This is a genomic window from Gemmatimonadaceae bacterium (assembly GCA_035533755.1).
GTDB lineage: Bacteria > Gemmatimonadota > Gemmatimonadetes > Gemmatimonadales > Gemmatimonadaceae > JAGWRI01.
This window is the reverse complement of the sequence record DATLTC010000038.1, coordinates 44064-56178: the sequence shown is the minus strand read 5'-3', so window position 1 is coordinate 56178 and position 12115 is coordinate 44064. Positions and strand designations below refer to the sequence as shown.

Annotated in this window: 12 protein-coding genes; 9 read left to right on the top strand and 3 right to left on the bottom strand. The window is 68.0% G+C overall.

The window, feature by feature from the left end; genetic code table 11:
- The first annotated feature begins 131 nt into the window (after window positions 1-131).
- From VNE60_06250 to VNE60_06235, 4 genes are all read left to right on the top strand, one after another.
- Complete coding sequence (locus VNE60_06250; GenBank protein HVB31114.1) at window positions 132-1268, top strand: CoA transferase; 1137 nt, start codon at window positions 132-134, stop codon at window positions 1266-1268.
- A gap of 78 nt (window positions 1269-1346) precedes the next feature.
- On the top strand, window positions 1347-1913 hold the full coding sequence (locus tag VNE60_06245) for an RNA polymerase sigma factor (GenBank protein HVB31113.1): 567 nt from the start codon (window positions 1347-1349) through the stop codon (window positions 1911-1913).
- A 2-nt stretch (window positions 1914-1915) separates the two neighbouring features.
- A complete protein-coding gene (locus VNE60_06240; GenBank protein ID HVB31112.1) occupies window positions 1916-2347 on the top strand; it encodes a hypothetical protein in 432 nt (143 codons plus the stop codon).
- A gap of 90 nt (window positions 2348-2437) precedes the next feature.
- Window positions 2438-3061: a GDSL-type esterase/lipase family protein gene (locus VNE60_06235; protein ID HVB31111.1), complete on the top strand. Its 624-nt coding sequence runs from the start codon at window positions 2438-2440 to the stop codon at window positions 3059-3061.
- Between the two features lie 13 nt (window positions 3062-3074).
- Here VNE60_06235 and VNE60_06230 read toward each other — a convergent pair whose 3' ends face one another.
- Complete coding sequence (locus tag VNE60_06230) at window positions 3075-3488, bottom strand: hypothetical protein (GenBank protein HVB31110.1); 414 nt, start codon at window positions 3486-3488, stop codon at window positions 3075-3077.
- Window positions 3489-3492: 4 nt separating this feature from the next.
- A complete protein-coding gene (gene lpdA, locus VNE60_06225) occupies window positions 3493-4905 on the bottom strand; it encodes a dihydrolipoyl dehydrogenase (protein HVB31109.1) in 1413 nt (470 codons plus the stop codon).
- A gap of 149 nt (window positions 4906-5054) precedes the next feature.
- On the opposite strand from lpdA, the gene VNE60_06220 reads away from it, so the two are divergent.
- The gene (locus tag VNE60_06220) at window positions 5055-5747 is read left to right on the top strand and encodes a hypothetical protein (GenBank protein HVB31108.1); all 693 of its coding nucleotides are present in this window, start codon (window positions 5055-5057) and stop codon (window positions 5745-5747) included.
- Between the two features lie 77 nt (window positions 5748-5824).
- On the opposite strand, the gene odhB is transcribed toward VNE60_06220, so the two are convergent.
- Entirely contained in the window at window positions 5825-7084 is a 1260-nt protein-coding gene (gene odhB / locus VNE60_06215; protein ID HVB31107.1) for a 2-oxoglutarate dehydrogenase complex dihydrolipoyllysine-residue succinyltransferase, read from the bottom strand.
- A 145-nt stretch (window positions 7085-7229) separates the two neighbouring features.
- Here odhB and VNE60_06210 point away from each other — a divergent pair, with 145 nt between their 5' ends.
- From VNE60_06210 to gyrA, 4 genes are all read left to right on the top strand, one after another.
- On the top strand, window positions 7230-8267 hold the full coding sequence (locus VNE60_06210; GenBank protein HVB31106.1) for a zinc-binding dehydrogenase: 1038 nt from the start codon (window positions 7230-7232) through the stop codon (window positions 8265-8267).
- Window positions 8268-8292: 25 nt separating this feature from the next.
- Complete coding sequence (locus VNE60_06205; protein HVB31105.1) at window positions 8293-8517, top strand: hypothetical protein; 225 nt, start codon at window positions 8293-8295, stop codon at window positions 8515-8517.
- Between the two features lie 82 nt (window positions 8518-8599).
- Complete coding sequence (locus VNE60_06200) at window positions 8600-9370, top strand: hypothetical protein (protein ID HVB31104.1); 771 nt, start codon at window positions 8600-8602, stop codon at window positions 9368-9370.
- Between the two features lie 177 nt (window positions 9371-9547).
- The gene (gene gyrA, locus VNE60_06195; GenBank protein ID HVB31103.1) at window positions 9548-12058 is read left to right on the top strand and encodes a DNA gyrase subunit A; all 2511 of its coding nucleotides are present in this window, start codon (window positions 9548-9550) and stop codon (window positions 12056-12058) included.
- Window positions 12059-12115 lie beyond the last annotated feature (57 nt).

Sequence of the window (12115 nt, the reverse complement as noted above, 5' to 3'; positions counted from 1 at the left end):
GCCGCAAGTATATGATTTTTCGACAGCTATGCAAGGATGCCGGCGCCATTTCAGCGCATCTGAGCGCGTGTCGAGATCCGACTGAAACGAGCTAAATTAGCAACACTATACAGCCATATTCAGGCCATAATATGCTCACTGGACTAAAAATACTCGATCTTTCCAGAGTACTTGCCGGGCCGCTCTCATCCATGCTGCTGGCCGACCTTGGTGCCGACGTGATCAAGGTGGAGCGTGCGGGTCAGGGCGATGAGACTCGCGGATGGGGGCCCCCGTTTGACGAGCGCGGGGAGAGCGCCTACTTCCTGAGCGTCAACCGCAACAAACTGAGCGTGGCGGTGGACCTCGACCGTCCCGACGACATTGACCTGTTGCGGCGTCTCATCAGTGAGGCGGACGTCGTGATCGACAACTTCCGCCGCGGGGCGCTGGAGCGGCGGGGAATCGATCCCGAGGCGCTCGTCGTGGCCCACCGCCGGCTCATCTGGTGCACGATCACGGGATTCGGCCGCGAGAGCACGCGTCCGGGATACGACTTCGTCACCCAGGCCGAATCGGGGTGGATGGCCATCACGGGAGAGCCGGGCGGCGATCCCATGAAAGTCGGCGTGGCGCTGGCAGATGTCCTAGCGGGCAAGGACACGGCGATCGCGGTGCTGGGTGCGCTCGTGGCGCGTTCCGGCAGCGGCGTCGGGCGCCGGATCTTCACGTCGCTGGCCGAGAGCGCCGTGGCGGCGCTGGGGAACGTGGCGCAGAACGTGCTCGTTTCGGGCAAGGACGCCGCACGCTGGGGCAACGCGCACCCGAATCTCGTCCCGTACCAACTCTTCCGCGCTGCCGACCGTGCTCTGGTCATCGCCGTGGGGAGCGACGCGCAATGGAAGCAGTGCGTGGGCGCGCTCGAGTTGGCCGAGCTGGCGGACGATCCCCGTCTCGCCACCAACGCGGGGCGGTTGGAGCATCGGGTGCGCGTCGTGAGCGCGATCGCGGCGCGCGTGGGTGAGCGCCCCGCGGCGCACTGGCAGGGCGTGCTCACCGATACCGGCGTTCCCACGGGCGTTGTTAGAACAGTATTAGAGGTGCTCTCGGAAACGGCGGGGGCATCGGCGCTTTTCGGCGTTCCTTCGAGCGTGGGGGGCAGTGTGCGCCGTCCGCCGCCGCGGTTGGACGAACATGGGGCGCTGGTGCGGGCCAACGGGTGGGCCTCGTTCGGCGATCCGGGGCTCCCGGGGCCCGGCGTTACCTCCCCGTCCCTCATTTCGTCTTGAAGGCGTGACATCCGGTGCCGGTCTCGGAGTGGGTGTCGCTCCCTGTTCCAACTGGGGAAAGTGCATTACTCTATCGTCGTGAAGACGACGGAGACACCCTCGGTCGTTGATCAGGACGCGTCTGATCAACTGGTCATTCAGCAGGTGCTCGCGGGCAAACGCGACGCATTCCGGCTGTTGATCACCCGGTACAGCGACCCGCTGTATCGCCACGCGCTGTGCATGACAGGGAGCCCGGATGTCGCGGAAGACATCCTCCAGCTCTCTTTCATCAAGGCATACCAGCACCTCTCCGAGGTGCGGGGCCGGTTCGACGCGTGGGTGTTTCGGATCGTTGCGAATGGCTGCAAGGACTGGCTGAAGAATATTCGGCGGTCGCATCTGAGCTACGAGGAGGATGATCAACCCTCGCAGCACGCGACCCCTGATGAGGAACTGGATCGAACGGAACTGCGCTCGGACCTGGATCGTGCACTGGCGTCGCTGCCCGCCTCGTTGCGGGAGGCGTTCATCATGAAACACGTGGAAGGGCGCTCGTACGAGGAGATGGCGGATTTGCTCGGCACAACGGTGGGAGCGTTGAAGATGCGAGTGCACCGTGCACGCGAAGCGCTCCAGGCCCTACTTGAGGAGAAGTACGCCTGACCATGTACGACGACCTGAACCCCGAGTCTGGTCTCACGCGCGACGTCCAGAAGCGTCCGACGAAGGACGAACCGGCGCGCCCACTCATCGATCGTGAAGTGCCGTTGGGTCCGCAGGCGGAACGCCCTCTCGCCGCGCCCGTACATGCGTGGTTGGATGGGGAGCTGCCGGAGGCTGCCGTGCGCAAGACTGATGCTTCGAAGGACGTGGAGTTCTGGCGTGGGTTGGACGTCGAGATGGCGCGAGTGCGCCGCCTGCGGACGCCGCAGCACGTGGAAGCGCAGATCATGGCCGCGCTCCCCACGCACGCGCCGGCCTCGATGATCACGCCCTGGTATCGCCGCGAGTTCGTGGTCACACCGACCGCGGCATTGCTGGTCGGCGCCGCGCTGGTCGCGGCCGCGTCCATCGTCACCGCGTTGATCGTGCGCTGAGCATTCGTCTCGGCGACCGAATCAGGCGGCCGGGCTCCTTCGCGATCCCGGTCGCCTTTTTCGTGCTCCCTCGCTAGCGTTGGGCGCACGATGACCCAACCGGCTGGCATCGCGGCGCGTTATCTCGCGCTCGGCGACTCGTACACGATCGGCGAAGGCGTGGCCGCCGACGCGCGGTGGCCCAACCAGCTCGCAGCCGCGCTCCGCGCGCGGGGGCTGGCGATTGCCGGTCCGGAACTCGTGGCCCGCTCCGGGTGGACGTGCGATGAGCTGTCCGCCGGAATCGATGCGGCAAACCCGGCGGGCCGGTGCGCGCTCGTGTCGCTCCTGATCGGCGTGAACGACCAGTTCCGGGGAGCGTCGGCGGCCGAATACGCCTCGCGATTCGCGCCGCTGCTGGCCCGGGCCGTCGCCCTGGCCGGCGGCCACGCGGGGCGCGTGATCGTGGTGTCGCTCCCCGACTGGGGGGTCACGCCGTTCGCCGAGGGGCGCGACGGGGCCGCGATCGCGACGGCCATCGACGCCTTCAATGCCGTGAACCGCGCCGAAGCCTCGCGGGCAGGGGCGCGCTACGTGGACGTGACCCCCAGCTCCCGGCGCGCCGCAGGCGACGAGACGCAGGTGACGAGCGACGGGCTGCATCCGTCGGCCGCGGTGTACGCCGACTGGGTGCGGCTGGCGCTACCCACGGCCGCGACGATCGTGGGCCAGTGAGCGCCGGCCGCGGCTAGAGGTCGCGCCGCAGGAACAGCAGGGCCACGCCGTTGCGGTAGAAGTCGGGGATGCGTGCCTCCTCCTCGAACCCTTCCTCACGCAAACGCCTGATGGCCGCCCCGTAGGGCGCCTCGTCGGGCCATTCGGCCATCGCGAACCGGGCGCCCATGGCGCGCAGGACGTCGCAGGCCCTTGCCACGAGGTGCGGGTCGTTGCCGGCCAACAGGTGCACGCGGCCGGCTCCCGTGCTGCCCGCAACGAGTCCCACGAGCGCGACGGCGGTGACGACGCCCCCGTGTTCGGTCCACACGGCGCAGCACTCGTCCGAGTCCTGCCGCTGGGCGATCGCGAGCAGCTCGAGGGCCCGCGTCAGATACGCCGTTCCGCCGAGCGCGGACTCGATCAGATCGCGGGCGCGGGCCGGCATGGCCTCAGATGTGGAGCGCGCGGCCGAGCGCGGCGAGCGCGGCTTCCTTGGTGGCTTCGGAGAGCGTGGGGTGGGCGTGCACGGTGATGCCGATGTCTTCGCTGGTAGCCCGGTATTCGAAGCCGAGCACGACCTCCGCGATCAGTTCCGAGGCGTTGGGGCCGATGATGTGGCCGCCCAGGAGCTCGTCGGTGCGGGCGTCGGCCACGAACTTCACGAACCCCGACGTCTCGCCCATCGAGCGGGCGCGGCCGTTGGCGGAATAGGGGAACTTGCCCACGCGGTAGTCGCGCCCCGCGGCCTTCACTTCCTGCTCGGTGAGCCCCACGGACGCGATCTCGGGCCAGGTGTACACCACCGACGGAATGGACTTGTAGTGCATGTGCACGGCCTGTCCGGCGATGACCTCGGCGGCCACGACGCCCTCCTCTTCGGCCTTGTGGGCAAGCAGCTTGCCGCCCACGCAATCGCCGACGGCGAACACGCCGGGGAGGTTGGTGCGCATCTGATCGTCCACGACCAGCTCGCCGCGCTTGCCCACGGCCAGGCCCAGCGCGGCGGCGTCGATGCCGGAGAGCACCGGCCGGCGGCCCACGGCCACGAGCACGTAGTCGCCCTCGAGCGTCTCGGTGGCGCCGTCCTTTTCCACGTCCACGAACACCCGGTCGCCGTCGCGCCGTCCCCCGACCACCCTGGTGCCCGTGCGCAGTTCCAGCCCCTGCTTGCGGAACGTGCGGTCGGCTTCCCGGACGACGTCGTCATCCATGCCCGGGAGGATGGTGGGGAAGAGCTCGACCACGGTCACCTTGGCCCCGAGGCGGCGCCAGACGGACCCCAGCTCCAGCCCGATCACCCCGCCGCCGATGACGATGAGGTGCCTGGGCACCTGGGGGATGCGGAGGGCGCCCACGTTGGAGAGCACCCGCTCCTCGTCGAACCTGAGGAATGGCAGGTCGATGGGCACGGATCCAGTGGCGATGATGACGTGTTTGGCGCGGACGGTCGAGGTGGTGCCGTCGGCGCCGGTGACCTCGACCACGTTGCCCGGCTTGAGGCTGCCGCGTCCTTTTAACCAGGCGACCTTGTTCTTTCGGAACAGGAACTCGATCCCCTTTGTATTTTGTCCTACGACGTCGTCCTTGCGCTTGAGCATCCGGGCGAGGTCGAGCCGCACTTCTCCGAGCACGAGACCGTGCTCGGCGGCGTGCGACCGCGCGAAGTCGAAGTGCTCGCTCGACGCGAGCAGCGCTTTCGACGGAATGCAGCCGACGTTCACGCAGGTGCCCCCCAGTGTCCTGTCCATCTCGACGCAGACGGTGGACAGGCCGAGTTGGGCGGCACGGATGGCGGCGACGTAGCCGCCCGGTCCGCCGCCGATCACGGCGACGTCGATAGGTGTGGGGTCCGGACTTGCCATAATTTGGGCGCAGGCGAATTTGAATCCTAAGCTAGCCGGTGCGCGTAGCCTGAGGGAGTCGGCGGCACGAGGTCGCGGCGGTGCGTCGCCGAGACTGCAGATGGGCAGGTAGGTTCAGTGGGAGCATCCCCTTTTTCTGGAGTCAGGATATGTCACGAGCTCTTCGGTCGGCGTTCGTTGGTGTGGCACTCGCCGGGTTGGCGTCGGTGGCTGGCGCGCAGGTCTGCGTGAGCACGCCGTCATTCTCGGCCGGTTCGGCGCGGCTTGGCGGGAGCGCGATCAGCGAGCAGGACCATAGCGGCGCGTACGCGGCCCAATTGGCGCTCGGCACGTGGAACGACTTCTTTGCCGTGGGCAACTACACGCACACCAAGAACAACAGCGGCGACGGTCAGTCCAACGGCGGCGGCGCCGCGGTGGGCTACGTGTACCAGATGGGCGGGGCCAGCCAGGTCTCGTTCTGTCCCATGGTCGGCGTGCAGGCGCAGAAGGGCTCCACGGTCGGGCGCATCCCGTTCAACAACCTTCCCCAGAACACGCTCGACGTGAGTGCGGGCGGCTCGCTCGGTTGGGTTGCCGCGAGCTCCGAGGACCTGCAGGTGATTCCGTCGATCGGGCTCTTTGCGGTGCACCGCAGCTACAAGTCGACGATCGTGATGCAGGGCACGTCGGCGCCCACGACCACCGACGACTTCGGCATGTTCACCGGCACGATCGGGTTCGTGTTCGACAAGGCGTGGACGCTGTCGCCGCTGGTGCAGGTGCCGCTGTCGGAGACCGACGGCAAGGTGGCGTACGGGCTGTCGCTGTCGTACAACTTCAACCTCCCGAAGATCTTCTGAGCCGGTGAGGCGCTGGATACAGCAGCGGGGCCGCACGATGTGCGGCCCCGCTTTTTTGTGCCGGCGTGCGAGCGGCGCTACTCCACGAGCATCGCGCCGGGCTCTTCCATCAACTCCTTCACGCGGACCAGGAAGAGCACCGCCTGCTGGCCGTCCACGATGCGGTGATCGTACGACAGCGCGATGTACATCATCGGCCGGATCACCACCTGGCCATCGAGGGCCACGGGGCGTTCCTGGATCTTGTGGAGGCCGAGGATGCCCACCTGGGGATAGTTGAGGATCGGGGTGGAGATCAGCGAGCCGAACACGCCGCCGTTGGTGATCGTGAACGTGCCTCCGGTGAGGTCGTCCATGGTCAACTTGGCGCGACGGGCGCGGTCGGCCACGGCGTTCATCTCCCGGGCGATCTCGAGCAGGCCCATGCCGTCGGCGTCCTTGATGTTGGGCACCACGAGCCCGGCATCGGACGCGACGGCGATTCCCATGTTCACGTAGTGCTTGTAGACGATGGACTCGCCGTCGATCTGCGCGTTGACCATCGGGTACGTCGCGAGCGCCTGGCAGGCGGCCTTCACGAAGAACGGCATGAACGACAGCTTCACGCCGTGCTCCTTCTCCACGCGGTCGCGCAGGCGGGCGCGGAGCGCGTTCACGGCGGTCATGTCGATCTCGTTGAACGTCGTGAGGTGCGCGGTGGCGTGCTGCGCCTGCAGGAGGTTCTCGGCGATGCGCTTGCGGCGGGTGGACATCTTCTCCCGCGTCTCGCGCTGCTGCACGCCGTGGGCTGCGGGTACAGTGGGTACAGTGGGTACGGAGGGTGCGGCGGGCGGGGCTGCGGCCAGGGCCGGGGCGCTGGGCGGAGCGCTCGGGCGTGCCGCGATGGCGTCCACCACGTCGGGCTTGCTGACCACGCCGCCAAGGCCGGTGCCGGCCACGCGGGAGAGGTCGACCCGGGATTCTGCCGCCAGCCGTTCAGCGGCCGGCGAGGCGCGTACGGCGCTGGCGCTGGCGGGGGCGGGGGCCGGCGCGGCAGGGGGTGGTGCCACCTTGGGCGCGGCAACTACCGGGGCGGGCGCGACAGGGCCGGCGGCCGGTTTGGCGGTCTCGTCCACCTCGGCGAGGGCGTCGTCCACATGGACCACGTCGCCTTCGGCGTGCAGGTGTCTGGCGAGCACGCCGCCGGCAAGCGACGGCACCTCGACGGTGATCTTGTCCGTCTCGAGTTCGACGATGGTGTCGCCGGGGGCGACGGCTTCTCCCTCTGCCTTGAGCCAGCGGGAGACGATCGCCTCGGTGATTGATTCGCCGAGCGGGGGGACCTTGATGGAGGTCATCAGTGATTCGTAGTCGGTTCGCGCGGACCCGAACGGCGCGCGGCGCCGCAGGCCCGGGGACTCCGGTGCATATTTCCACGCGGCGCGGAGCGCCGGTGCGCTCCCGTCGTGGCAAGCGATTCCAATATAACCGTAGAGGATGGCGGTGCGAGGACTGACGATCTCCGCTCACGGCGGACTCGAGCAACTCCAGCTGCGCGACGACCTGCCGATGCCGGCGCTGCGGGCGCCCACGGACGTGCGGGTGCGCGTGCGGGCCGCGGCGCTCAACCATCTGGACCTGTTCGTGCTGGAGGGGTTGCCGGGGGTGACGATCACGCCGGGGTGGGTGGTGGCCGCCGATGCGGTGGGCGTGGTGGACGCCGTCGGTCCGGCGGCCGCGGGCGTGCGGGTGGGCGACACGGTGATCATCAACCCCGGGATCAGCGATCGCACGTGCCGGTATTGCCAGCAGGGCGAGCATCCGTTGTGCGTGTCGTTCGGGATCCTGGGCGAGCACCACCCGGGCACGGCGGCGGAATACGTGGTGGTGCCGGGGTTCAACGTTCGCGCGATTCCCGAACGCACGCCGGTGGCCGAGGCGGCGGCGTTCGGGCTCGTGACGCTGACGGCGTGGCGCATGCTGGTGACGCGGGCGGCGGTGCAGGCAGGGGAGCGCGTGCTGATCTGGGGCATCGGGGGCGGGGTGGCGACGGCGGCGCTGCAGATCTGCAAGATGCGTGGGGCCGAGGTGTGGGTGACGTCGGGGAGCGACGAGAAGCTGGCGCGGGCGCGCGCGATGGGGGCCGACCATACGCTCAACCATCGGACCCAGGACGTGGCGCGCGAGATCCGGAGCGCCACCGGCAAGGCGGGGGTGGACGTGGTGGTGGACAACGTGGGGACGGCCACGTGGAAGCAGTCGCTGGCCGCGCTGGGCAGGCGTGGGCGCCTGGTGACGTGCGGTGGGACGTCGGGGCCGGTGGTGGAGACCGACGTACGCCGGCTGTTCTGGAACCAGTGGTCGATTCTCGGCTCGACGATGGGCACGGACGGGGAATTCGACGCCATCACGGCGGAATTGCGCGCCGGCCGGCTGCTGCCGCCCGTGGACCGGGTGTTCCCGCTCGCGCAGGGACGCGAGGCGTACGCGCGCCTGCAGCGAGGGGAGCAGTTCGGCAAGATCGTGCTGGCGGTGGAATGACCGATCGAGCGAGGGGCGCGCGGGGATGAGCGAGCACGCGCAGTTCGCGCCCGATGAGGAGCGGGCGATCCGGGAGGCGCACGCCGCGGGACATGGCGCGCGGTGTCCGCGCGACGGCGCCGCGATGACGCTGCGGGAAATCGGCGGGGGATCATTCGGGCTGGGCTACGCGCGGCGGCGCGAGTGGCTGCTCTGTCCGGTGTGCCGGCGCAGCGTGATCTTCGACCGGCGGCGGGGCACGCGTACGTGAGCGGCCAGCGCGGCTCCGCGGCGCCGGCTCTCGTGCGGCCGCTCGGGCGGGTGTAGCTTCCACGTTTCAACCCCTAGGGCGCATGCTCCTCCAGGATACGACGCAGGTCACGAACTTCGGTCAACGGCTGGGCGACAGCTTCGCGCAGGTCTTCAGCGCCTTCCTGCGGCCGCTGGGCGGCGCGGTCATCATCCTGTTCGCGGGCTATCTGCTGGCCAAGCTGATGCAGCGGATGGTGGAGCGGTTGCTGCGGCGGCTGCGGCTGAACCAGATGCTGGAGCGCGGCGGCGTGCTGCAGGCCGTGGAGCGCGGCGGGTCGCACCTGAATCCGGCCCGCGTGGTGGCCGGGTTCGTCTTCTGGCTGGCGATGTTCGCGGTGATTCTCATCTCGGCCGACGCGCTGGGATTGTCGTCGCTGGCGAGCGTGTTCTCGGAGCTCGTGAGCTACATCCCGAGCCTGATCGCCGCGGTCATCATCATTCTCGTGGGCATCGTGCTCGGCGGCTTCGTGGGCGGATTGATTGCCGCGTCGGCGGGGGCGCTCACGGGTGGGCGGACGCTGGCGCGCGTGGGGCGGGGCGGGGTGATCCTGCTGGCGGTGTTCATGGCGGTGCAGGAGTTGGGGATCGCCACCGACATCGTGACGACGGCGTTCGCGATTCTGTTCGGCGCCGTGGCGCTGGCGCTCGCCATGGCGTTCGGGCTCGGGAACCGGGAGCTGGCCGGGGAAGTGACGCGCGAATGGTACGAGCGGTATCGGCGGGAACGCGACGAGGTGCGAGAACTGGAGCGGCGCACGGAGGCGGAAGAGGAAGCGGCGCTGGACCGTGAGGAGCCCGGTTCCGGAGGCTAGAGAACAGGACGTGAACGAGCTGTGAAAGGGGCCTCGGACAGACGTCCGGGGCCCTCTTTGTAAAGCGAAGTGAAATAGCGACTTACGCTAGCTGCTATCGGTTGATTTTCGGCCCTCAAACATTTATCTTCCGGGGTCATCGTCCGGCCGATTTTTGCCCCTTCCCCGACGCCCAAAATGACCGCTCCGAACAATCGCGAACGGATCCTTCCCCGTCTGATCGACGACGAGATCAAAGAGTCGTTCATCAACTATTCGATGAGCGTGATCGTGTCGCGTGCGTTGCCCGATGTACGCGACGGTCTCAAGCCGGTGCATCGGCGCGTGCTCTACGCGATGAACGAGTTGGGGTTGGTGCCGGGGCGCCCGTACAAGAAATCGGCCACCGTGGTCGGCGACGTCCTCGGCAAGTATCACCCGCACGGCGACTCGAGCGTGTACGACGCGTTGGTGCGCATGGTGCAGGACTTCTCGCTGCGCAACCCGCTGATCGACGGCCAGGGGAACTTCGGATCGGTGGAAGGCGATCCGGCGGCGGCCTACCGGTACACCGAAGCCCGTCTGACGCCGATCGCGATGGAGATGCTGGCCGACATCGACAAGAACACGGTCGACTTCGTGCCCAACTTCGACGACCGGCTGCAGGAGCCGTCGGTGTTGCCGTCGGGCGTTCCGAACCTCGTGGTGAACGGGTCGTCGGGCATCGCGGTGGGCATGGCGACCAACATCCCGCCGCACAATCTGCGCGAAGTGGTGGCGGCCATCCTGCACCTGATCGAGAATCCCGACGCGACGCCGACCGACATCCGGAGGTTCATCAAGGGGCCGGACTTCCCGACGGCGGGGTTCATCTACGGCCGGCAGGGCATCAAGGACTACCAGGAGACGGGCCGCGGCCGGATCGTGATGCGGGCCCGGGCGGTGATCGAGGAGAAGGAATCCTCGAACAAGGCGCAGATCGTGGTCACGGAGATTCCGTACCAGGTGAACAGCGCCAAGCTGCTCGAGGACATCGCGTCGCTGGTGCGGGACAAGAAGCTCGAGGGGATCAGCGACCTGCGCAACGAGTCGGATCGCGAGGGGTTGCGGATCGTGATCGAACTCAAGCGGGATGCGATCCCGCGCGTGGTGCTCAACCAGCTCTACAAGCATACGGCGCTGCAGTCCACGTTCGGCGTGATCATGCTGGCGCTGGTGCCGGATCCCGCCACGGGCAGCCTGGTGCCGAAGGTGATGCCGCTGCTGGAGGTGCTCGAGCATTACATCGCGCACCGGCACGATGTGATCGTGCGCCGGGCGCAGTTCGAGCTCGACAAGGCGCTGGAGCGCGAGCACATCCTGGAAGGCCTCAAGATCGCGGTCGACAACATCGACGAGGTGATCAAGGTCATCCGCGCGGCGGAGGATACGCCGGCGGCGAGCGCGCAGTTGCAGCGGCGGTTCAAGCTCTCGGAGCGGCAGGCCGAGGCGATCCTCAATATGCGCCTGGCCAAGCTCACCGGCCTCGAGATCGAGAAGCTGGAAGAGGAGTTGCAGGAAGTGCAGGCCACGATCAAGGAGCTGCGGATGCTCCTCGAGTCCAAGCCCAAGCGGATGTCGATGATGAAGGAGGAGCTGGTGCGCGTGGCCGACAAGTTCGGCGACGACCGGCGCACCGAGATCACGAGCGACGAGGGCGAGTTCACGGTCGAGGATCTGATCGCCGAGGAGGACATGGTGGTCACGATCTCGCACTCCGGCTACATCAAGCGGACGGCGGTGTCCACCTACCGGCGGCAGCGCCGGGGCGGCAAGGGGGGGACGGGGACGACGCTGAAGGACGAGGATTTCGTGGAGCACCTGTTCATCGCGTCCACGCACGACTACCTGCTGTTCTTCACCGACGACGGTCGCGTGTTCTGGCTCAAGGTGCACGAGATCCCGCAGGCCGGCCGTGCCGCCAAGGGCAAGCCGGTGGTGAACATGATCAGCGTCTCACCGGAAACGCGCATCCAGGCGATGATGCCGGTGCGGGAGTTCCCGGAGAGCAAGTTCCTGATCTTCGCCACGCGCCTGGGCACGGTGAAGAAGACGGCGTTGTCGCAGTACGCGAATCCGCGGACCACGGGGCTCAAGGCCATCAAGATCGAGGACGGCGACGAGCTGATCGACGTGCAGGTGACCGACGGCAACAACGACATCGTGCTCGCCACGCGCCATGGGCTGTCGATCCGGTTCCACGAGAGCGACGTGCGCGCGATGGGGCGTGACACCACCGGCGTGAAGGGCATCGAGCTCGGCGACGACGACGCGCTGATCGGCATGGTGGTGGTCAAGCGCGAGGCGAATCTGCTGGTGGTGACCGAGAAGGGCATGGGCAAGTGCTCGCCGATCGACGAGTACCGCGTGCAGCACCGCGGGGGCCGGGGGATCATCACCGTGCACCGCACCGAGAAGACGGGCGTGGCGGTGAGCATCAAGGAAGTGCTGCCCGACGACGAGTTGATGTTGATCACGTCGAACGGGATGATCATCCGCATGCCGGTGAAGGGGATCCGGGTGGCCGGCCGCAACACGCAGGGCGTGCGGCTGGTGGATCTCGACGGCGGCGATCTGGTGCGCGACGTGGCCCGGGTGGTGCCGGACGATCAAGAGGAGGGCGTGGGCGACGAGTCGGAGGAGCCGGTGGTGGCCGGGGACGAGGAGTAGCGGATATCCGGCCGATGCGCTTTACCGCGCGGCGGGGGGGCGGTACCTTAGCGCGTT

Excerpts from the sequence above, each read along its gene's own strand:
- VNE60_06250 (HVB31114.1), top strand. The coding sequence starts at position 132 with ATGCTCACTGGACTAAAAATACTCGATCTTTCCAGAGTACTTGCCGGG.
- VNE60_06240 (HVB31112.1), top strand. The coding sequence starts at position 1,916 with ATGTACGACGACCTGAACCCCGAGTCTGGTCTCACGCGCGACGTCCAG.
- VNE60_06235 (HVB31111.1), top strand. The coding sequence starts at position 2,438 with ATGACCCAACCGGCTGGCATCGCGGCGCGTTATCTCGCGCTCGGCGAC.
- VNE60_06230 (HVB31110.1), bottom strand. The coding sequence starts at position 3,488 with ATGCCGGCCCGCGCCCGCGATCTGATCGAGTCCGCGCTCGGCGGAACG.
- lpdA (HVB31109.1), bottom strand. The coding sequence starts at position 4,905 with ATGGCAAGTCCGGACCCCACACCTATCGACGTCGCCGTGATCGGCGGC.
- VNE60_06220 (HVB31108.1), top strand. The coding sequence starts at position 5,055 with ATGTCACGAGCTCTTCGGTCGGCGTTCGTTGGTGTGGCACTCGCCGGG.
- odhB (HVB31107.1), bottom strand. The coding sequence starts at position 7,084 with ATGACCTCCATCAAGGTCCCCCCGCTCGGCGAATCAATCACCGAGGCG.
- VNE60_06205 (HVB31105.1), top strand. The coding sequence starts at position 8,293 with ATGAGCGAGCACGCGCAGTTCGCGCCCGATGAGGAGCGGGCGATCCGG.
- VNE60_06200 (HVB31104.1), top strand. The coding sequence starts at position 8,600 with ATGCTCCTCCAGGATACGACGCAGGTCACGAACTTCGGTCAACGGCTG.
- gyrA (HVB31103.1), top strand. The coding sequence starts at position 9,548 with ATGACCGCTCCGAACAATCGCGAACGGATCCTTCCCCGTCTGATCGAC.